At 39.7% G+C, this 21977-nt stretch carries 19 protein-coding genes; 9 read left to right on the forward strand and 10 right to left on the reverse strand.

Annotated features, from left to right (window positions below):
* Nucleotide 1: 1 nt before the first annotated feature.
* From ACFQZJ_RS10570 to ACFQZJ_RS10590, 5 genes are all read right to left on the reverse strand, one after another.
* Entirely contained in the window at nt 2-856 is an 855-nt protein-coding gene (locus ACFQZJ_RS10570) for a CPBP family intramembrane glutamic endopeptidase (RefSeq protein WP_379934400.1), read from the reverse strand.
* Between the two features lie 126 nt (nt 857-982).
* The gene (locus ACFQZJ_RS10575) at nt 983-2092 is read right to left on the reverse strand and encodes an acyltransferase family protein (protein ID WP_054557955.1); all 1110 of its coding nucleotides are present in this window, start codon (nt 2090-2092) and stop codon (nt 983-985) included.
* A 21-nt stretch (nt 2093-2113) separates the two neighbouring features.
* A complete protein-coding gene (locus ACFQZJ_RS10580; protein WP_241240865.1) occupies nt 2114-2764 on the reverse strand; it encodes an ankyrin repeat domain-containing protein in 651 nt (216 codons plus the stop codon).
* 139 nt (nt 2765-2903) lie between these two features.
* Nucleotides 2904-3560 (reverse strand): hypothetical protein, encoded by a 657-nt coding sequence (locus tag ACFQZJ_RS10585; RefSeq protein ID WP_241240866.1) that lies wholly within the window; start codon nt 3558-3560, stop codon nt 2904-2906.
* A gap of 86 nt (nt 3561-3646) precedes the next feature.
* Entirely contained in the window at nt 3647-3772 is a 126-nt protein-coding gene (locus tag ACFQZJ_RS10590) for a hypothetical protein (RefSeq protein WP_257786209.1), read from the reverse strand.
* 436 nt (nt 3773-4208) lie between these two features.
* Here ACFQZJ_RS10590 and ACFQZJ_RS10595 point away from each other — a divergent pair, with 436 nt between their 5' ends.
* Together ACFQZJ_RS10595 and ACFQZJ_RS10600 are read left to right on the forward strand one after the other, a co-directional pair.
* On the forward strand, nt 4209-6260 hold the full coding sequence (locus ACFQZJ_RS10595) for a helix-turn-helix domain-containing protein (RefSeq protein ID WP_054557957.1): 2052 nt from the start codon (nt 4209-4211) through the stop codon (nt 6258-6260).
* 682 nt (nt 6261-6942) lie between these two features.
* A complete protein-coding gene (locus tag ACFQZJ_RS10600; RefSeq protein ID WP_379934402.1) occupies nt 6943-7194 on the forward strand; it encodes a GIY-YIG nuclease family protein in 252 nt (83 codons plus the stop codon).
* Nucleotides 7195-7362: 168 nt separating this feature from the next.
* Here ACFQZJ_RS10600 and ACFQZJ_RS10605 read toward each other — a convergent pair whose 3' ends face one another.
* Nucleotides 7363-8574, reverse strand: coding sequence for a peroxiredoxin family protein (locus ACFQZJ_RS10605; protein WP_379934403.1), 1212 nt, complete (start codon nt 8572-8574; stop codon nt 7363-7365).
* Between the two features lie 131 nt (nt 8575-8705).
* On the opposite strand from ACFQZJ_RS10605, the gene ACFQZJ_RS10610 reads away from it, so the two are divergent.
* Both ACFQZJ_RS10610 and ACFQZJ_RS10615 read left to right on the forward strand, forming a co-directional pair.
* Complete coding sequence (locus ACFQZJ_RS10610) at nt 8706-9278, forward strand: hypothetical protein (RefSeq protein ID WP_379934404.1); 573 nt, start codon at nt 8706-8708, stop codon at nt 9276-9278.
* Between the two features lie 21 nt (nt 9279-9299).
* A complete protein-coding gene (locus ACFQZJ_RS10615; RefSeq protein ID WP_379934406.1) occupies nt 9300-9872 on the forward strand; it encodes a hypothetical protein in 573 nt (190 codons plus the stop codon).
* Between the two features lie 23 nt (nt 9873-9895).
* Here the strand turns inward: ACFQZJ_RS10615 and ACFQZJ_RS10620 are convergent, their stop codons facing one another.
* A complete protein-coding gene (locus ACFQZJ_RS10620; RefSeq protein WP_379934407.1) occupies nt 9896-10036 on the reverse strand; it encodes a hypothetical protein in 141 nt (46 codons plus the stop codon).
* A gap of 211 nt (nt 10037-10247) precedes the next feature.
* Here ACFQZJ_RS10620 and ACFQZJ_RS10625 point away from each other — a divergent pair, with 211 nt between their 5' ends.
* Nucleotides 10248-12092 carry a cystathionine beta-synthase gene (locus tag ACFQZJ_RS10625; RefSeq protein ID WP_379934409.1) on the forward strand — a complete coding sequence of 615 codons (1845 nt, stop codon included), beginning with the start codon at nt 10248-10250 and terminating at the stop codon, nt 12090-12092.
* A 194-nt stretch (nt 12093-12286) separates the two neighbouring features.
* Here ACFQZJ_RS10625 and ACFQZJ_RS10630 read toward each other — a convergent pair whose 3' ends face one another.
* The gene (locus ACFQZJ_RS10630) at nt 12287-13516 is read right to left on the reverse strand and encodes an alkaline phosphatase family protein (RefSeq protein WP_379934410.1); all 1230 of its coding nucleotides are present in this window, start codon (nt 13514-13516) and stop codon (nt 12287-12289) included.
* Nucleotides 13517-13836: 320 nt separating this feature from the next.
* Between ACFQZJ_RS10630 and ACFQZJ_RS10635 the strand changes: the two genes are divergently transcribed.
* The 4 genes from ACFQZJ_RS10635 (at nt 13837) to ACFQZJ_RS10650 (ending at nt 17671) form a co-directional block, all read left to right on the forward strand.
* Entirely contained in the window at nt 13837-14619 is a 783-nt protein-coding gene (locus ACFQZJ_RS10635) for an MlaE family ABC transporter permease (protein WP_379934412.1), read from the forward strand.
* A complete protein-coding gene (locus ACFQZJ_RS10640) occupies nt 14619-15398 on the forward strand; it encodes an ABC transporter ATP-binding protein (RefSeq protein ID WP_379934435.1) in 780 nt (259 codons plus the stop codon). Before ACFQZJ_RS10635 ends, ACFQZJ_RS10640 begins: the two co-directional genes overlap by 1 nt.
* A 330-nt stretch (nt 15399-15728) precedes the next feature.
* Nucleotides 15729-16712 carry an MlaD family protein gene (locus ACFQZJ_RS10645; RefSeq protein ID WP_379934414.1) on the forward strand — a complete coding sequence of 328 codons (984 nt, stop codon included), beginning with the start codon at nt 15729-15731 and terminating at the stop codon, nt 16710-16712.
* Nucleotides 16713-16816: 104 nt separating this feature from the next.
* Nucleotides 16817-17671, forward strand: a complete 855-nt coding sequence (locus ACFQZJ_RS10650; protein ID WP_379934415.1) for a universal stress protein — start codon at nt 16817-16819, stop codon at nt 17669-17671.
* Nucleotides 17672-17915: 244 nt separating this feature from the next.
* Here the strand turns inward: ACFQZJ_RS10650 and ACFQZJ_RS10655 are convergent, their stop codons facing one another.
* Together ACFQZJ_RS10655 and ACFQZJ_RS10660 are read right to left on the reverse strand one after the other, a co-directional pair.
* A complete protein-coding gene (locus ACFQZJ_RS10655) occupies nt 17916-19001 on the reverse strand; it encodes a DUF6544 family protein (protein WP_379934416.1) in 1086 nt (361 codons plus the stop codon).
* A gap of 769 nt (nt 19002-19770) precedes the next feature.
* Nucleotides 19771-20295, reverse strand: a complete 525-nt coding sequence (locus ACFQZJ_RS10660; RefSeq protein ID WP_379934417.1) for a hypothetical protein — start codon at nt 20293-20295, stop codon at nt 19771-19773.
* Nucleotides 20296-21977 lie beyond the last annotated feature (1682 nt).

The following is a 21977-nucleotide window of genomic DNA, read 5'->3' on the forward strand; positions in this document are numbered from 1 at the left end:
CCTATAGGTTCTCAACTTTCGCCTTTCGCCAAAAATAGATGGCAAATAGCGTCGTAATAATCGGTAGCATGAGTCCGTATTCATCTATCCAAAAAGTCGTGCAGTTATTTGTTATCGTCAACGGCGTGAAAATCTTCTGTATGAATATATTGTGTACGGAATGAAATAGGGCCGCAGGCCACAAGCTGTTGGATTTAAAAGTATAGTAGGCCAAAATGACCGAAATTGCAACTATCATTACGGTAAAAGCTGTAATGTGTAGCAACAGGTTTCCAATTCCCTTGTATATCAAAAAGATAATTGGCCAATGCCATATCGCCCAAATCAATCCGCTAATCATGGAAACACCACCAAAGGAAAATAGTTTCCGAAGTTCGTAGTTGAAGAATCCCCGCCATCCTATTTCCTCGCCCAATGTCGAACCAATGTTCTTTACAACACCAACAATAGATAAGAGAACAATCATAGTCAATAGTATAATTGTACTACTGAAACCTTCCATGCCTAATTCTTGCGACCACTCGGTGATAGTTTCCTGATTGAGCACATTTCCAAAACCGAAAACCCAAATCAATACATAGGCAATCATAATATAGGCTACCGGAATCAAATAGGATAGGCGTAAATTTTTCAAACTTTTCAGACCCCATGGAAGACTTGAAATCGGTCTTTTCAGTAGCTTTAATGTAATAAAGGCGGATAATGCAGGGCTCATCATTAAAGCCCCGACATAGATGCTTGTAGGGTTCAGCTTGAGTATTGCGTAATAACAGATAGTACTTAGCAGGGTCAAAATACCCAAAAACAACAGTATCGTTTTCCGGACTTCTTTGGGATGGCTTAATTTTTCCGACATTTTAATATTTTTAAAGAACACTTAATAAACCGAGGCTTGTTACATTTCAACTTTCAAGACTATCAAAAAAGTAACATTAAAGTATCTTAAAAAGTGTGACCAATCGTTCGGTTTTTTAAATTGGAACTAATTTGAAGAGTCCTTAATTTTTAGATGATACATTTTCATGAGCTTTTTTGCTTTATTGGATTTCCATTTAAGTCCAAACAATGGCTTTAAGAATCCAATCCTTTTAATAATAAATTCATAAATGAGATAGCAGGCTAAACCTGTAAAAGCTACAATACCTACGAATTTCAATAAGATAGGTATTTCCAATGGCAATATGAACATAGCCCCTGCGTACAAAACAAACATGTGTATGATATAAACAGGATACGCTGCTTGGCTCAAATAACTCAGGATTTTACTTGGTTTGTTCAAGTACTTATATCCGAGGCCGAAAACGCCGAAAATCCAACAATTGGATTCGATAGCCGTAAGATAACCGGGTGCTTCCGTCGCGTAATTAAAATATCTTATGCCGAACAGCACGGCGGCCAAACCAATATATAACCAGCGCCATTTTAAAACGGTCTGCCAGAATGTTTTACCACTGTACACGAAAAGAAAGCCGAAAAAGAAGGCCAAAAATCCAATAAAAAAGCCATGCCAAGTCTCCGCATATAGGGCGAATAGCTGGGGTTTTACCAGTAATGCTTCAAGCACAAAAAATATAGAAATCGACAAAGGCCCAACAGGATTACCCATGAATTTGGACAAGCCGTTTTTAAATCTTCCATTCTCGTTCTTTTTCAGATAGAAAAATAAGGGCAGTAACAGCAGGACGTATGCAAAAATATTCCCTAGAAACCATAAATGCCCTACATGCGGATAATAGCCCAACGGCATATCATAATACGTCTGAAAAATATACATGTGTAAGGTGGTTATGGCTATAAAGCCAAAGACGAAGGGTAAAAGAATACGCTTTGTCCGTTCCAGAAGCAATTGTTTCCAGTTTCTCTTGCGCATGGCAAAATAGAGCCCCATTCCCGAGACGTAGAACAAAAGTGGAATCCGCCAGACGTTTAACATGGTCATTGGTTTCCATAAACCTTCTAGAAATTCATCGCTTCTGATAAAGCCAATGAACATGGCCCAAGGTTGAAATACAATGGCGATGTGATAAATGAGCAGCAAGCCAATGGCAATAACCCTTAACCAATCAATATCATATCTTCTTTCAGTTTTCATCATGTTTAATTTTAAAATCGATTATTGCAACATCATTGCTATGACCGGGCGGGTTTTTTCGATTTCGGTCAACTCAATTTGTAAACCTATCGGCCCTAATTGCTGCTGTAGCATTTCATAAATGGGTTTTATTTCTGCAAATGGCCCCATAACACTTTCCCTTGGTGTCATACCAAAGTTGTTTTTAGCGGTCTTATCGGCTTTGGCATCAATAAGTGACTGTACGACTTCGACTCTACAAAAGAATGCGGCCGTATGCAAAGCTGTTGCACCATCGTTATTTTTAGCCGATAAATCCGCACCGGCATCAATAAGGGCTTGCGCAATTTTATGCTTTCCAAAGCTCGCGGCAGTGATTAGTGGTGTGGCCCCGGTCATAGGGTCTTTTTTGTTCAAATCTGTTCCTGCCGAAATATGCTGTTTAACGGCTTCAAGATTGTCCGATAGTATCGCTGTTTGAATATCCATTTCTGGTGCATCAACTACCGACTTGGTTTCGGTACTGGTGGTTACTTCGGTTTTTGATTTACTGCTTGTTTGACCACATGCGGTCGTAAGTAAAAGAAGGCCTAATGACATGTATCCCAAGGTTCTTAATGTGTTAATTCTAAATGGTTTATTCATGATTATGTTATTTAATTTTAATAGGTATTCGTGAATCTTTGATTTCATGATTATATTTTTTTGATTATTGCTATTATTTTTTCTTTAGTAAACGACCTCGGGGCAAGCCCGCAATGCATTCGTAGGAAACGGACTTTTAATTTCGAGGCAAGCCTTGGGATATTATACCCTTTGGCGGTGCAAATGATTAAAACCAGCTAAAGCCAATTCCTAAACTAAATTGCACCACCTCTCTGTCATTATTATTATCTAGCTTTACACCACCCAGGAGTAATTTGGATTGGACGTTTAAGGCAAATTTGTTTTTTCTGTACACTTCGTAACCCGTGCTCGCCATAACAGCTAAACCCGTATTCCAATCTTCATTTATGTTATCTTCAATATCATATAATGCAGGGCCATCTATGGCTAAACCGGCACCACCATGTATCCACCACCGGTCTTTTACCCAGTACTGAACAGAAGGTATAATGCCTCCAAAGTGCCTGTCGTTATCATTAAGCGTGTAAATCATTCCAGGTGCAGAAACGGTAACGGCTAAACGGTTGTTCAGCATATAGCCAAACTTTAATTCAGGAAAAGTGCCACCGCCTTGGGTATCATCAAAACTTTGGGTTCCAGCACTATCTTCTATACTGATTATACCGCCACCTAGACCAAATTCGAAGATAAAACCATCTCGGTTAAAGCTGTTTTGAGTGTTAGAAATGTTTTGTGCAAATGCTAGTGCAGATATTAAAGTAAAGGCAGCACACGCCACTTTTAACTTAGCTTGTTTTTTGATTGTTTTACTCATGTCTTTGTTATTTAATTTTAATAGGTATTCGTGAATCTTTGATTTCATAATTACATTTTTAATTATTGTTATAATTTTGTTATGGTAAGGGATAGACTTTGATTAGGGCCTACCCCTTTTTTCAAACCAACAAACTAGGCTTCTAAATGAAGGTAAGGTCTGGAATGTGACCAACGGATTCTCTTGCTGTCCTCAAAATGGGTAAAGAAAGTGAACCTTCTAGATTCCGTTGGCGATTGATTGATGCCCGTTTTACTCATGGCTTTGTTATTTAATTTTTATAGGTATTCGTGAATCTTCGATTTCATGACTGTGTTGTTTTTTGATTTTTTCATATTGATCGTGATTAGCGGTTAAAGTTTCTGTACTGTGCCCATTGGGTTCTTTTGCTTGCGCTAAAGGATGAGAAGTACTGTCCTGTTCTTGACTCCGTTGCTGTTCTTGTGATTGATGCTTTCATAATTATTGTTTTAAATTGTTCGTTATGATTTTTGATGTTACAAAGGTGCTATAGAACTTGCAGCAACCTGTAGGAGCTATGCGCAGAACTATGTAAAGTTTCAGGAGGGCATAAAAATTATGGCGCGGCAATGTAACTTATGACGCAAAAGATGCTTTTTCCTCTAAATCGATGGCCGTTGGCGATAACGCATAATTCTCTATATTTTCCCTAATTTAGAGCCAGCAAAAAACAACATGTCAAATCCATCGGCCAAAAAACCAAACTTTATAGAACAAGCGGAAGCCCTAATTCTGGAAAATTTGGCCAACGAACAATTTGGGGTGTCCGAACTTGCGGAAGCTCTGCACATGAGCCGATCCAACCTGCTCCGGAAGATCAAGAAACAGACACAGCTTTCTGCAAGCCAGTTTATACGTCAAGTCCGTCTTAAGGAATCAATGAAACTGCTAAAGGAAGATTCTTCAACGGTTTCCGAAATTTCATATCAAGTAGGTTTTGGAAGCACTTCCTATTTCATTAAATGCTTTCGAGAACAGTACGGATATTCTCCTGGGGAGCTTGGAAAAAGTGATGTAGAAGTTGAAATCGAACAGATTAAACCAAACTATTTGAAACTATACCAATGGCCGATTATTGCTGCAACATCCTTAGCACTGATACTTGTAGCCATAATACTGTTCAATAAAAAGGATGCTATAAATGAACCGAAAATTGAAAAATCCATTGCAGTATTGCCCTTTAAGAATGAGAGCAGCGATTCCACCAATCTTTATTTTGTAAACGGACTGATGGAATCTGCTTTGAACAACATTCAGAAGATTGAAGACCTGCGGGTCATCAGTAGAACCTCGGTAGAGAAATATAGAAAAACGGACAAGGGTATTCCAGAGATTGCCGAGGAGCTGCATGTGAACTACTTGGTAGAAGGTAGCGGTCAGCGTGTCGGTGATCAGGTGTTGCTCAACATACAATTGATCAACGCTTCTACGGACACCCCTATTTGGGTAGAACAGTACAGTCGGGAAGTTGAGGACATTTTTGAATTGCAAAACGACGTGGCCAAGAAAATTGCAGATGCCATTGCAGCCGTCGTAACACCGACAGAACTGGAGCAAATTGAAAAAAAACCAACTGAAAACCTATTGGCCTATGATTACTACCTACAGGCATTGGACCCTTATTATTCTCGCTCAGAAGAAGGCTTGGAAAAGGCCATTTCATTATTCGAAAAAGCTATAGAACAGGATCCAGAATTTGCCCTCGCCTATGCCAACATCGCTATCTCATACTATCTTCTAGAAATGTCGCAAATAGAGAAACAGTACACCGAAAAGATTAACAGCTTTGCGGATAAGGCCTTGCTTTACGATTCAAAATCCGCCGAAAGCTTGGTCGCAAAGGCCTTCTACTATATACAAACTAAGGAGTACAAATTAGCCTTACCACATCTTAATAAGGCACTGGAGTATAATCCTAATTCATCGTTGGCAGTACAAATGCTTGCGGAATTTTATTCGCATATGCTGCCCAATACTGATAAATACCTAGAGTACGCATTAAAAGGGGTTCAGCTAACCGTTGCTAGTGATTCCATTACTCAGAGCTATACGTATTTACAACTAAGTAATGCGCTTGTATCGTCAGGATTTGCAGATGAAGCTTTAAAATATATTAACAGTTCGTTGGATTATAATGCTGAAAATTTTTATGCTCCACATTTAAAGGCATTTATACTGTTCGCCAAGGACGGTAATATTGAGCGTACAAGGAATTTGTTGATAAAGGAATGGAAGAAAGATACGACTCGGCTTGATATTTTACAGGACATAGGGAAGTTGTACTACATCGAGGAAAATTATGACAGTGCCTACTTCTATTTTAAAAAATTTGTGGAAACCAGGGAAGCAAATAGTCTGGATATTTATTTACAGGAAAATGTCAAAATTGCACTGGTCTATAAAGAGATGGGATTGGACAAGGAAGCTGAGAAACTATTTAATGATTTCTCTGAATATTGCGAAGGAGATCAATCCATTTATAGAAGTGTGAATCTGGTTTGGAAATACGCTTATGAAGGAAAAATCAATGAGGCTATCGAACAGCTTAGAATATTTTCCGAAACAGAGAATTATCTGTATTGGTTTTTATTAATCGAAGATGAACCATTGATAAAACCATTAAAGAGCCATCCAGATTTTGAGGAAATTATGCAGAAAATTAAGGATAGATTTTGGAAAAATCAGGCCGAGTTAAAAATATCTCTGGATGAAGAAGGCTTGCTATAATCCGTTAAAAAGCTTAGCTATTAATTCAAGGTTTTCACATAACGTAATTCCAAGTACCGTTTCATTTTATTCTTATTGTTTTTTATAACTTCCTTTTTCTACAAATTCTATCTTTTATGAAGGTCACCTAGTGTAAGAACAATTTCAATTTATCATTACAGATTCTTTTTACCTCTAATCCCTTTTACGCGATAAACCTTTTTCTGGATTCCCCCGCTTACAATGGAATTAAAATTTGAGAATGTTGTTTTGACCGATTTGTTTACCTCTTAAAAGAATTATCCGGTCAAAAAAGCATTTTTAAGAAAAGACCAAAAGATAAAACCTTTTAAAATCAATTAATTATTAGGTTTTAAATGTTAAGAAATATTAAAATAGAGTTAGCAGGATTCGAACCCCTATCTATTACTAATCTTCTCTTATTTAATATTGTGCACATTACAAATATTATTAGGAAAATTTATAGAAGTTCAATATTTTTATAAAGTAAACCGTATACGGTAGCGTATACGGTTTACACTAATACAGTAAAAATATATTTAATAACTACTTGTTTTTCAATAGGTTGTAAAACTAAAAAATAGCGGTTAAAGTTCATAACCCGGAGGTCGGGGGATCGTGCCCCCCTCTCGCTACTTAAGTTAAGCTCTTGGAAACAAGGGCTTTTTTTATGAACGGAAAAATGAAAGAATACGTAGTTTACATCCTGTATTCCGAAAAGCACGATAAGTTCTATAAAGGATTTTCTACGGACTTTATTAATCGTTTCAAATCGCATAATGAATTGGCCACAAAGGGGTATACCGCAAAGTTCAGACCCTGGAAAGTAGTTCATGTGGAACACTATACAACTAAAACAGAAGCCATACAAAGAGAAAAGTATTTAAAATCGGGAGCCGGAAGAGCGTGGATACGTTCAACATTCAAAACCTAGGGAGGATTCATATCCGCCACAGGCGGACGGGGGATCGTGCCCCCCCCTCTTGCTACTTAAGTTAAGCTCTTGGAAACAAGGGCTTTTTTTATGAACGGAAAAATGAAAGAATACGTAGTTTACATCCTGTATTCCGAAACGAATTACAAATAGCACAAAGAAAGTTTACTATTCCACTAACAAGGTATTCACAAAATCTTCAAACTGCGCCTTATAAGCTGTGTACTTCTTCCCTGTCGCCGGTCCGTTGAACCCAGTGTCTATTTTGCGAACTTTTCCGGTTTTATCTATAAATATGGATGTTGGATACGAAATGATATGGTTGAGCGCAGGCAGTTTCTCTTGCATCTTAACCTTACTGCCAGAACCGTATTGTGCCAAAAGAATGGGATAGGTCATGCCAATACGCTCACGCAGCCGTTTAATGTTTTCAAAGGCTCCTTCTGCTGTTTTCTTAAACTCTACCGTTAGGGCGACCACCTCAAACCCCTTGTCCTTATTTTCGTTATGAAACTGCGTGTAGAATACACTACTGTCCAAACAGTTGGGACACCAAGTACCCATGATCTGCACTAGCACTACTTTGTCTTTAAAACGTGCATCGCTCAAGGATACCATCTCACCATTTTCATCCGGAAATGAAAATTCCAAAGCATCATAGCCCTCGTTTAAAAACGTAAGTTCGTCTATTTCTGGCAGCTCAAAGTCTGGATTTCGCTTGGCTGTAAAGGGTTCTTTCCAATGGTTTCCGGCATAAAACAGACCTTCCATAGTACTATCTTTTACGGTAGCCTTGAATAAAAAAGCATGGGCGCCGTCATAGGTAGATAATTTCATGGTTTCCCCGTCCATAACCCCTTCGAGGTAGCGGTAATCACCGGTTTTGGTCCTAAACGTGCCTGTTACCTTTTGTCCGTCTTGTTCAAAAATTGCTTTGGCAATGTATGCGTCTTTTTCACCTTGACTAAAAACCGTTTCCCAAACCCCGGAGGTATCAAATGCGGCGGCTGCTCCGGCAGAAAAGCGAGGATTATCCGTGTAGACAGCTTTAAACGAGGTGATGCGATTTCGCGTTTTGTTGATGTATTTTCCAGAGACCTTATCACCTTCGATCACACCTGCAAAATAACTCTGAAAAACCGGTGTTTTTATATACACGGAATCCCCCACGTAGCGAATCTCGTCTACTTCAATACGCTCGTCCGCATTAAACAATATCAAGGTACTGTCGGAGGTCACTTCAAAAATAACCGGGATTTCCTCATTATCCTGTGCTGCCAGCACCATTCTGTACTTTCCTGTTTTTAACCTTGGTTCGGGATTTTTGTCGGCACAAGAGGATATCAAAAGGAAAGCAAAAAGAAGGGAGACGTATCGCATTATAGCTTGTTTTATTTAGAAGTTCGAAATAACAATAAATATCCTACATATAAAAACAAAGCTGGCATTACCCTGTTAAGCGCCATCAATATCTACTGAAAACCTAATGGCAATTAAAGAATTATAGTATCTTGGAGAACTGTATACTGAGTACCAAAAACAATCTTGTAAAGTTTAAATACCGAAATGATTCCGAACCAGCAGCTATCCCTATCACAATAGCCTTGTTAAATACAGGAACAAAAACCTATACGCTAGACTATCAAATGAAAGTATTATCCATAGAAGTAATGAGTAACGCATTAGGGATGCTGTTAATTGACGGGAGCCAACAAAGCTATTCCGTTGAAAGCTTGGGCAAACCCTTTTCTCTGCCCAAAGAAGATACATCTATAAAAAACACCATAGAATTTCAGGCTAAAATTGCCGAATACCTTCAGCATCAGAATATAGATCGGGTGGTATTGTGCGAAGGTGGTAATGACTCCAAAAAGTTGAGGGTACGGATGGAGTTTGCCGTTCTTAGTGAATGTGAAAAATTGAACCTGGATTACAAAACCTACCCTACGGGTTCTTGCACGCGCTTAATAAATTCCTCCTACACAAAAGAAACGGGCAAGGTATTTTCGGATGAGTTAGCTCGTTTTAAACTACCCAAATACATGGGGAAATCCCTTGCTGCTGGTTGGCGCTTTTTAGAGTAATACACATCAAAATTACAGGTAATGAAACATCTTTTACTTCTTTCTGTACTCATCCTATACCTTGGTTGTTCCAAAAACCCCAGCACGGAGGCCGCACAAATAAGGGCCTATTACGAGGGTTTTAAACAATCCGATTACAGTAAGGTCAAGAGCACCCTTTCCGATAGTTTGATCAGTGTGGCCGGTGATTTTACCATGCGCTATTCTAGAGAAAGTTTCTACGAGAAGTTTAAATGGGACTCTGTTTTTAGACCACAGTACACCTTGGTCTCCATTAATGAAGAAGGAGAAAACCCAATTGCAACGGTAACGATGAACTCACCAAAGCTGGAGTTTTTACAGAACAACCCCATGACTTGTAGATATACGGTGTATTTTAAAGAAGGTAAAATAGCAAGGCTCGTAGAATTGGATTGCCCTACGGCAAATTGGGAGATGTGGGCAAAACGAAGGGATTCTCTTGTGGGATGGACAAAAATTAACCATCCAGAACTAGGCGGGTTTATCAATGACTTAACCCTGCAAGGGGCCATCGATTATATGAACGCAATCGACTTGTATAAAAGAAGAAAATCTACCGTTTACAAGGACTAGTTTTACGATCGGTATCCTAATACCTAATGCTGCTTTCTTGCCCGTTTGTTTCTGCTACTTCTAAAATTCCTGCTATTTCTTGTAAGGTAAGCCACAACCACCAAGAGTATGGCAACAATGACAACAGGGTAAAGAATATCGTAAGCTTCTTTTGGAAATTCCATAAAAACAAGATACGAAAAATAGCTAAGCTATGGTAAACAAACACACTACATTTTTATAAGGCTTAAAAGATAAGCCTTCCCTAATCCTCTTCCTTACATGGTTTTTGGATAAAAGGACTCGTATGTTTAGAACCAAGCTTGTACACCTTTTGAAAACAAAGCTGTTTTAAGGAATCGGCACAAATAATCGGCTTATCTTAGCTTAAAATCCATGAGAAACAAAAACATGCTTACATATATTGAAAAGGTATTGGAAAATATGCCGGAAGACTGGTTGAAACTAACAACGCACCGACTGGATATTTACAATGAAAAGCTAGCCAAAACAGAATTCCTAAAGGCATTTGAAAATTTATACAACGATAGGAATTGCAAAACAAGGTCACTAGCGGAACTCCCCACAGCTTATGACTATATTCGATTAGGCCATCCCCTATCCTGTGTTTTGGAATGGACAATTGCCAAGCTACACGCTATACCACCGGAAAACGTTATCAGTTTTTCTTCTAAAACAATGCCGGTGATGGCCGTTCTTAGAAAGAACGCATTGGAAGGGACGCATACTCGTATATTATACACCGGCGACCTACCGCAGTGTTTCAATATAAATCTATTACAACAGGTATACGGCTATTCCTTTACGTTACAGAAATTAGAGTCGCTAACATCTATTTCAGCATATAACGGTAGTACTATCCTTATTTCTGCACAAGATACTATCGCAGATCAAGTCCTTAGTCCCAAGATCGACTTTTATGTTCATACCTACGACCGACTAGGTAGCATATTGCTGGTAAATGGAACAGAGAACGATACGTACATCCCAGAAATTCAACATGTACGACGCCGGGAAACGATTGCCATGACACCGGCGAATTGTTTTACGGCGTTAAAAAGCTTGGTAGGAAACAGGTTCTTGAACACCGGAGAAAATGATTCCGACAAAAACGAAGCGATGGTTTTGGATGCCATTAAGACCATTACGGGTACGGTATCCAAACCCTTAGTGGGTTCAAGTGGCTTATCCGTGCAGTATGCGATTATGATGGGTCTTGTGGATCATGCCCTGGAAAATCATAAGGAAAAGGATATTAAGTTCATTGTTCCTCCCAACTGCTATGGCGGCACAAACGACCAGGCAAGACGTGTTGCCGCCTGTATTGAAAATGTTGCAGTGGTGGATCTACCCGTGGATGGTGATAACGATATGGTGCAAAGCCTACACATGGTTTTGGACCAAGTCGCTAAGGAAAACGCAGTACCGTATATCATTGCGGAAATCCCTACCAATCCAAGAGTGGAAGTTCCGGATCTAAAACAACTGAAAAAGGCATTACAACAAGAACGTAAAACAGCAACAGGGGCAGTTGCCGTTGATCCCGTATTTATTTTGGACCAAACTTTTTGTCCCAATGTGCTTTTTCTTGGCGAGGGTCAAATCCTATCCCGTGTTAGGGCCATTTCCTACGCCAGTGGCTCCAAATTTCCAAGTGGTGGAAAATGCACGGCAGGATATTGCGTAGGAAACAAGAATGCGGACGCGCTTATGAAAAAAATAGAGGTGCATTTACAGGGGTGTAATAACGAGGCTACAGGATTGCAAATGGAAATCTTGGCAGAACAACTACCAAGCATGAACCGGCGTATTAAAGCCGCTTATGAAAACACACGCGAATTTGTATCGTTTATTGAACAAACCTTGCCAAAAGCAAAAATCAATTTTGTGTCCGAACTATTGGCGGCACAGGGGTTCACGCCTTCCGTATTTTCCTTGGACCTTCCTACAAAAGGCAAAACAGACCAAGAAAGGGAGGCCTATAAAAGAAAACTTAATCATCGATTAATTGACATGATGATTACACAAATCCCCGAGGAAAGCAAGCATTGTGTAAGCTACGGCCAGTTAAAAGGGTGTTATTGGACCATCCCGGCAACATCTACCCAAGGCACGACCAAAGAAGGTGACAAGGATTATATTGCAAGGGTTTCCTTATCCCCAAACTTGGACCTAGAACGCCATAAGCACGTATTTTTGAAGTTTGTTGCTACGTTGTAAACAAATGAAGTATAAATTAGATAGGGTATCACGGTTTAGCAACGGTTTAGCTTATGCACCTTAGGGTTGCCACTGATAAATCTTTAATATAGTCAGGAACGAGTATCTTGTATATACTGGCAGGAAAACAGATGTAATCTGAAAATGCTTATTGTACATTTCAATACCGAAGTAATAAAACGTGGTTTTTTTCCTTAGTCCACCACCCAAGTATTTACGCTGTTGTACTTGCCTTCTAACACCACTTTATAAAAAGAAGCGGGCAAACCGGAAATGTCTATCTTGGCCTTGCCAGCTGAAAGGTCTACCCTTCCCATTTTCAAGTAAGTATCCTTTCCGCCCTCTGAAAAAGTGTTTGTTGTGGTGAGATACACATTAAGTTTTCCCTTGTTGGCATAACTATCCCACGTTAAGTGCAAAGTATTGTCTTGGCGGACGGCTTGCAAATTGGCCAAACTTATTTTACCGGTTAGCGGTATGCCGTCCATTTCCCATAGTTGCGCTTTGGTTGGCCGTATGTGCATCTCCCGTAAGATAGTGGGCGCAATAGCAACAATACCTGGTTTCTTTTCTGTGAAATAGGAATTCAAGTTTTTCGTGTTGGTCACGATCCAAATAAGGCGTTCCCTATCGCTTTGGCCTCCATGCCCTTTTCCGGTCTCCTTATCCCGGCCATGGTCCGTGGTGATGTACAACTGCCAATCTTCGTTATGCCGTTCTTTTCGATACAAAATAGCCTTCCATAAACGACCTATTTGATCATCCATTTGTAGCACCGCTTCATGGAATTGTGGACTATCCCCGTACTGGTGACCCATATTGTCCGTATGTTGGAGGTAAACCCAAGAAAGATCGGGACTATCCGCCTTTATATACCTTGATGCTTCGGTGATTACGTGCTCATCTATCCTAAGAAAACGATCTTCGCTATTCGGAAATGCTATGGTGTCCAGTTCAAAACCGTCAAAATGGTAGTCTAGCTGTATATTTCCGGTTTCCGCCAAGCCTTCTCCGATCAATTTTGTACGATTGTCCAACCAAGTAGAAAAAATAGCTGTTTTCAGTTTAGGTTTGTATGCGTCCACAAATCTAAATAGCGTCCAATAATTATAGTTGGGAGCTTTAATATCATTCCCAAGAACATTGTGCTTGTTGACCCACGTACCCGTGAGCAGACTGTTATAGCCTACTGCGGATATGGTAGGGGTTTGGGAATACCCATCTCTTTTCCCTCCCATAACGGCACGGGTGTACCCACCTTTTGCTGCAATAGCATCCAAATTGGGAGTGGATACGTGCTCTATAACATCGGCCGAAATACCATCAACAATTACAAAAACCACTTTTGGTGTCTTTCCCTGTCCGCTCAGCAGCTGGGATATGGCTAGAATAATGATAAACTGTAACCCTATTTTCCAATTCATAAGACGAATGCGTTTTGTTTCATCTCTGAAAATACAAAATCTATTGTGCGCTCCTGTACTAATCATCATTTTAAAAACATATTGCATTCAGCTACCGCAATTTAACCAGTAAAAGGGGTCTTAACCTCTCTTGATTCTGATCAAGTTCCAGGAAAATGAACCCAATTTATGAACAACCGCTTTCCTTACAAAGCCAATGCTTCCCACTTTACAAATTTGCCATTGGAAATAGTACGAATGATATTGGTAAATGGTATGACCAAAATCATTTCAATTCTTAGGTGCAGACCGTAATTTTGAGGGATTACACGTATTTAAGCATGGCACAGGTTCTAATAGCACCTAAAAAATTACGGGAATTTTTGGTAGAAATAGGGGAGCTCTCCTATTTTGCCGGACGTTTCTTTAAAGAGTTTTTGCGGCCGCCCTACGAATTTAGGGAGCTGTTACGCCAATGCTATCAAATGGGTAATCGATCCTTGATATTGGTTTTGGTGACCGGTTTTATTATTGGCTTAGTAATGGATTTGCAATCACGACCTACCATGATTCAATTCGGAGCGGTATCCATGATGCCCAATATGGTCGGTATTTCAATTGTACGCGAACTTGGACCCATTATTACGGCACTCGTCTGTGCGGGTCGGATTGCTTCCGGTATTGGAGCGGAACTGGGTTCTATGCGTGTTACCGAACAGATAGATGCGATGGAGGTTTCCGGTACCAATCCGTTTAAATATTTGGTGGTGACCCGTATGTTGGCAGCTACCTTAATGCTCCCGCTTTTAGTGGTCATGGGCGATGCTATTGCGCTTTATGGTTCTGCCTTAATCGAATACTTTAAGGGAGGCGTATCCTTTCAATTGTATTTTAACACGGTTTTCAAGGCCTTGTCCTACGGCGATTTAGTACCGGCCACCGTTAAATCCTTCTTTTTTGGATTCGCTATTGGCTTGGTAGGTTGTTTTAAGGGGTATTACAGCAAAAAAGGAACGGCAGGAGTTGGGGTCGCGGCAAATACAGCTGTTGTGTTTACCTCCATGCTGCTGTTCTTTATCGATTTCGTGGCCGTATTTGTTTCCGATATTTTTTATGACCTATGATGGATGCAAAAAAAGACATAGCGCCCCAAACAGAAAAAGATCAGCGGGAAATCGTGTTGGAAGTCAAAAATCTGTATAAAAGTTTTGGCGAAAATAAGGTGCTCAACGGTTTTAACATGACACTTTACAAAGGAGAAAACTTAGTGGTCATGGGAAAATCGGGTTCAGGAAAATCGGTCATGATCAAATGTCTCGTTGGTTTGATACAACCGGATAAAGGATATATCTCGGTAATGGGCAAGGAAATAAAGCTATTGGAACGAGAAAGCTTGGATGCACTGCGATCGGACATTGGTTTTCTTTTTCAGGGAAGTGCCTTGTACGACTCCATGACCGTGCGCGAGAACCTGGAATTTCCCATGCGCAGGCACAAGAAAAAACTGGGCAATGTAACCGATACCGAACCCTGGGTTCTTGAGGCTTTGGAAAACGTAGGCCTTGCCCATACCTTAGACTTAATGCCGGCAGAACTGTCCGGCGGAATGCAAAGACGTGTTGCCTTGGCCCGTACTTTGATTTTGAAACCTAAAATTATTTTATATGACGAGCCCACTAGCGGACTGGATCCCATCACCTCCAAGGAAATTATTGAACTGATGCGGAACATCCAAAAAAAGTACGATACCTCGTCCCTCATCATAACGCACGATATGGACTGTGCCCGAGTAATTTCGGAACGAATGGTTTTGTTGGTCAATGGAACAAACTATGCCCAAGGCACTTATAATGAGCTTGTACAATCAAAAGACCCAAAAGTGGAGGCGTTTTTTAAGAAATAAGTCAGTAGTTGGTGGTTGGTGGTTGGTAGTGGGTAGTGGGTAGTGGGTAGTGGGTAAAGAGTAATAAGTAATTAGTAAAAAGTAGGTATGGTGAATAATAGTATTAGAGCAGTAGCTGGTAGGCAGTGGAAGTTATTAGTAAAAAGTAGGTAGCAATTGGAGCGAAAAATTAATAAAATATGTTTCGGTAGAATCTGAGACGAGGCGAACCATAAATACTAAAAGTTGACCCTCCTAAGGCGGGCTGGCCCTGAAACCTTGAACCTTGAATTTTAAACAACCCAGAAACCTGAAACCTTTGAACCTTTGAACCTTTGAACTATAGCAATTATGGAAAAAACAACATCGGAAAAAATAAGACTAGGGATTTTTGTACTGGTCGGCTCGGTACTGTTGGTAGTCGGGGCGTATCAAATAGGTAATCAAGAAAACCTGTTTGGGGATACATTCACGATCAATGCGGTATTCAAAAATACCAGCGGCCTACAAAAAGGCAACAATGTGCGCTATGCGGGTATCAATATTGGAACCGTAAGCGATATAGAAATGGAGAACGATACCGCCATTCGTGTTTCCATGCTCATTCAGCAAAAAATGGGCAACCACATAAAAAAGAATGCCATTGCGGCCATTGGCACAGACGGGCTGGTTGGCAGTATGGTCATAAACATTGTGCCCGGAAAGGGCGATGAAGCCTTGGTACAGGCCAATGACGAAATTGCATCCCTAAGTAAAATTGCCACAGCGGATATGCTGAATACCTTGAGTGTTACCAACGAAAATGCAGCATTACTAACACAGGACCTCTTAAAAATAACGGCATCCATCAATAAAGGCGAGGGAACCTTGGGCCGCTTGCTCAAGGATACACTATGGGCGGCAGAACTGCAACAGACCCTTAGAAATCTTAAATACGCCAGCGGAGGTGCCAACAGCGCTATTGGTGAATTGAACATTATTGCACAGCGATTTAATTCCCAAGAAAGTGTTGCGAGTGTACTCTTGGCAGATTCTACTTCGGGTCAACGTATGCGCAGGGCCATTTTGAACTTGGAAAGCTCATCAATCCAAATCGATAAAATGACCAAGGACCTTGCGATCGTGGTGGGCGATATGAAATCGGGAAAAGGTGCTTTAAACTACCTTACCACGGATACACTTTTGGTAAACCAACTACAGCGCACCATGAAAAATGTAGACCAGGGCGTGGAGCGGTTCAATGAAAATATGGAGGCTCTAAAACATAATTTCTTAACACGTAGGTACTTTAGAAAACTGGAAAAGCAAGAGAAGCAAGAGAAGCAAGATGAGTAATACGTAGGAAGTGAAATTTACAAAAAATAGTCGGCCAATACTAAGAAGTGCAATTACAGAGTCGATAACCAAATGAAAATTAAAATAACATCAAAATCATCATTATGAAAAATATTCTAGTAGCCACGGATTTTTCCAATAACGCCTATGCCTCATTGTTCTATGCTACCAAACTTTTTAAATCTGAGGTGTGTACCTTTTATCTATTAAATACCTACAACGAGTTTACACCCATACAAGGCAAAACTGGTGGTCTCTTAGGGCGAAAAAAACATTTGGAACATGTAAAAAAGGAGTCGGAGACCCGTTTAAATGAAACCTCCCATAGGATCGTGCTGGACAACAGTAACGACCTTCATCATTTTGAAACACGATCTGCAGAGGGTAGTCTGATCAAGATTATCAAAGAAGAAATAGCGCAAAAAAAGATAGATTTTATTGTCATGGGAAATAAGGGATTTACGCAAACTGCAGATGTTTTCTTTGGAAGCAATACCATACAAGTAGTGCAAGCCTTGAACAGCTGCCCTGTTTTCGCCATTCCCGGAGAAATGGATTTTAAAGCTCCCAAGGATATTGCTTTTGTTACGGATTATAAAACGGGCTGTCACCCAAGCACCCTTGCCCCCTTACTCTTTGTTGCATCACTATCAAACGCAGCCATCCATGTGATGCATATCAATGAAAGACAACACTTGAGTGCGGAACAGGAAAACAACCGCATCCTATTGGAAGAATGCTTGGCCAATGTAGAACATTCGTTCCATAACATGTATGATTTCGATGATAAGGCAAAGGTGATAGAAACCTTTTTGGATACCATGAAAATAGACCTTTACGCCATGGTCAACCGTAAAAAGAGCCTTTTTGAGCGATTGTCAAGAGAGCCTGTCATCAAAGATGTAAGCATGTATTCAGACGTACCTTTTTTAATCCTACCAGATGAAAGCGAGAAATAAGGATCAGGGTTTTTAAATGAATACACCTAAAAATTCTTGCAGGTAAAGTTCAAATTTCTAGTTCATGACCTTGTGGAACGGTCACGAGGCATAAGGACAATTTCTTTGGTCATTTTCCAGAAGAGAACTGGTATGAGTGTTGATTTTTAACCAAACGTGGGAGTATTTTAAATCTCGATTATGGAGTAATGGGTTATCCGCTGGGTCTCCATTACAGAAGTGAAGCAAGATGCTTTAACTCAACTTATTCTATACCTACATTGTACGCAACGGATTTTAAACGAAATTTACCGTATACAAAATTCCCTTCGGGATAATGCCAAACGGCCTCTCCGTAGGTGGGCAGCAAATGGCCATTGATGGTATCATACTTACTTGCAGGCGTAGAAAAGGGGTATGTTTTCATTTCGTCCACGGAGATACGGTCTTCGGATATAAAATTTACCAATTGTCCCTTTTCGTTAAATTCTAAAACAGCAGAAATAGCTGTATCCCTGTTGGTAAAAGTTGCCTTTACCGAACGGGTGTCCACGGGCTCCCATTCTATGCGGTCATCTATAAGTGCGGCGGGCGCAAAAAGACATAGGTCGTTGAAAAAAGTAACGGTTTCCGCTGTAAAAAGCTCTGGCGAATCCAATCGCACCACAGGAAAAAGCGAAAGTACCTTTACCTGCATCTTGGCATGTGCATCAAGGTACGCATGATACCCATGGGTAGGCAGACCCAAGACCTTGGCCTTCATAAAGAACAGTCTAGCGGGACTTTGATAAAAGTTATGCTGCTCCGAAGTAAACTCAAACCAGTCCTTACCCCTATCCCGCATATCGCCCTCGAATACAATTTTGACATTTTTAACTTTCGGCTTTCCCACCACTCCCGCATATTTCAAGTAATTTTGAACCAAGGGAGGCAAGTGTACCAAATCTTTTTCCGTGAGAATCTCCGTTGTCCTACTATTGGTCTTCATGGCAATATTCACATCTTTTTTATAGGCTGATTCAAAATGGATAGCGGCCAAGCTGGTTACAGCGGTCACTAGAATGACGACATTGGCTATGGTTCCAAATTTCGCATCGGCCCAAACGGTAACAATCAGGATTTGTGATACCACCACCGCAACGACCGCGATTAAAGGCCAAGTGTCCTTTTTCAGTACATAAAGGATTGCTGATACCATAAAAAATAGCCCCGTTAATAACCAAAGCCATCCCATGGGTCTGGAGATTTCTTTGGAAAACTGTTCCATATTTCCATAATCAAAAGCTTTGGCAAAACCCATAAAATGGATGAGTCCGTGAATCAGAAGAACAATGGATAGAAAAAACTTCATTACTACATATTTAATGGTAAAGATATATTGCCTTCTTCCAATTAAAAATGACATTCATCAGATCATCTTATGCGCGCGTTAAAGCATCTGCATCATTTTCTTTTACACGTTTTAATTGGATGAATTAGCTGTTTACCCCATTATAATGGTGCTAACATATCAGTATTTTGGCACCCCATATTAAAGCTTCCATTGCTAATCAAGACCACGTTACCTCTTTTTGGTTTCCGGAGTCTTACACGGATCAATGTAGTTTTTTCCTTCTCTATCCTTTGAAAATAGACCCGAACTATGTCTCAAAACGCTCATCGCTTTTAGCAAGTTTAAAAAGCGATCACAAGGAATTGACCCTAACAACCCTACTGGTTTTTTTGTTTTCTAGCTAACACAATAGAATTTTATAAGCCTTTTGGTTTGGGTTATCAGTTAGTTACAGTCGATGAACAAGCGGTGCCAAGTGCCATCTGAATTCCCTTTTTTCCGCCGTACCAAGGAACTACAAAATCTCCTCTTTGGGGCGATGCATCAATTCTGGATGTGTTAAGGTAATTTTTCTATGGCATCGGCCGGCCGCACCACCCCTAGTCGGTCTTTTCTATGCAAATAATTGAACAAAACATCCAATTGAAATTGTGTTATAACTATAGGAATATAATCGGCCACATTAGCGATAGAACGTTGGTCGCCCCCAGTAGGTTACGCGTGTATCTTAGCCATAGTATCGATTCCAGTTCATTTATAATACCCTACCCTATTTTCTTTGAAGCTATTAGTTCTCTACATATAATAACCTGTCCAGTTCTTTAATGATATTATCGCTAAACATCGACACATCCGAACCAATGGAAGCCCCTGTAATGGCGTCTAAGCCTTCCATCTTTTCTAAACCGTTCCAAGATGTGGTCAGCACTACAATTTTACTTTTCAGCTTTACATGCTGTTTCACAAATGCTTGTATCGCTTCTGGCGGATTTCTGGCTTCCCATCTATAGATTAAGAATATCGCATCGAAATTGAAAGGGTCAATACTTTTTAAAGCGGTTATATCCAAAAGCGTAATTTCTACTGGATGGGAGCTGTACCTATGAACCACCTGTACCACAATGGAATCCTTGAACGGGCTCCCTTGTTTGGCTATCAAGAGTTTTCCGCTCAAGTTAGAAGACCTTAACGTACCCGTTTTAAGAGTATCCTTCAGATAGCCTTCCGGGGAATACAAATGCACAAGCAGAAATAGCGTCCCAAGCATGCTGATAATAGCAACAAGTGTATGGGTAAACGTCCAGTTTTTCATAACCAATGATCTATAAATGCTTTTTATCCGCCTAAAGGGATAAATGTAATCCGTAGCGTGTTTCCGTAAAATGACAATGGTCATCCGAATGATTTATAATCCAGGAGGTTCTGTGATGGTAACCCTGTAATAGTGAAAAAAAATTATTTTAATTAAAGTAGCAAAGAAATCATCAAAACTGATCTAAGTCATTTTTAGGACGATTGTCCCGTATTATATTAGCACCATCAATAAGTAAATAGTTCTTTGAGATACATAGTTGGTTTGGTGGGTCATTTCAATTTCGGGGGAAATAATGGCCCATAGGAATGGAAGGGAAAGATAATCCTAAGGTCTAATTGAACCCCAAATAAAATCTAGTAATAGATTTGACAAGGGTGATTTTAAATATTGATCGGGTTGTAAAATCTCTTTCATGAAACCGGAACATAAACGTGTTCCGGTTTCTTTTCCGTAAAAAAATCTAAAACTGATCTAGGTCATTTTGGATATGAATACTAAGCCTTATCTTAGTTTTTAAATACAGAAGTGTTCTTTGAAAAATAAAGTAAATCTGTTGTTTCGCAGGAAACTCAGCCAAAGATAAGGAGAGGTTAATGCGTCCGTTATACCTTTTGAGTCTTGACGGAATTTAGCAATAAATTCCGGTAAAGAACAGTATAAGTGGTCATTGGAATGCATACCATCTTCTAGGAATCCGGGATATTTAGGTATCTCGGATTCTTTAAGAAATTGATTAACAAGGTTGTAAGGTCTTGAAAATCATAGTAAAGAAAAGAGCGTTATTGCTGTCCCGATTGTTCGGTTGAATTATTTTAGAGATAATGTAATTTAAAAGCCAAATTAACGGCATCGATAAAACTCAATTCTTTATGAAAACAGGAAGTTTCGGCTTCCTGTTTTTTTAAGTAGCACCACATAGCACAAGTTGCTGGGCAGTAATGCCCCAGCGGCTATATAGAGGTATCTGCAATGCATTTTATTTAGAACCAAGATTTGCGAAGCTAGTGTGCTTCCACTTGAGTTTGGATACGATAAAATAATAGGAGGATACCCTTAAAAGGACTGGAATAGTACTTTATTCCAGTCCTTTTTGTCATTATCCAAGAAACGGTCGTTATGGTTGAAACACGGCGGATACCTAAAAGCTTTGTTTTTATTTTTAATAAAGATTTCATGGTGCCTTTTCTGGGATAGAAAGGTTTTCACTACATCGATAGCAAAAATAAATTCGGATGCTTCAAAAGAAACTAGAGTCCATTGGCGCTAAGATTTTGTAAGTTAAGCGCTCTCATGAATACGCTAATCAAAGCACGTACTTTTTTATACCAGTTCTCTTTTGAAATTCAGCCAAAGAAATTTAGTTGTTTTTTTGACCTGCGAAAAAAGAAAAACCGGGCATAGCCTAGCTATGGCTTATTTTTATTTTGAAGTAGGGCGTAAAAAGAAACCATTTATAGGCTTATACCAATTTAACTTCTAGATGTCGCATAAAATAAGTTTCTTTTTTACTCATTTGTCGTCATAAAATAGAACCATAGCTAATGCTATGCTTAGATTTCATTCCTAAACTGAGAAAAAAATAATTCAAATTTTCAATACGACATTCAAAACTTAAATTGGTATTATTTTCAATTGGGAAATGGTATTATACGCTTGCAAAATCTTTAGAAAAAGGAGTC

It is taken from the genome of Maribacter chungangensis (assembly GCF_042676845.1).
Classification (GTDB): Bacteria; Bacteroidota; Bacteroidia; order Flavobacteriales; family Flavobacteriaceae; genus Maribacter; species Maribacter chungangensis.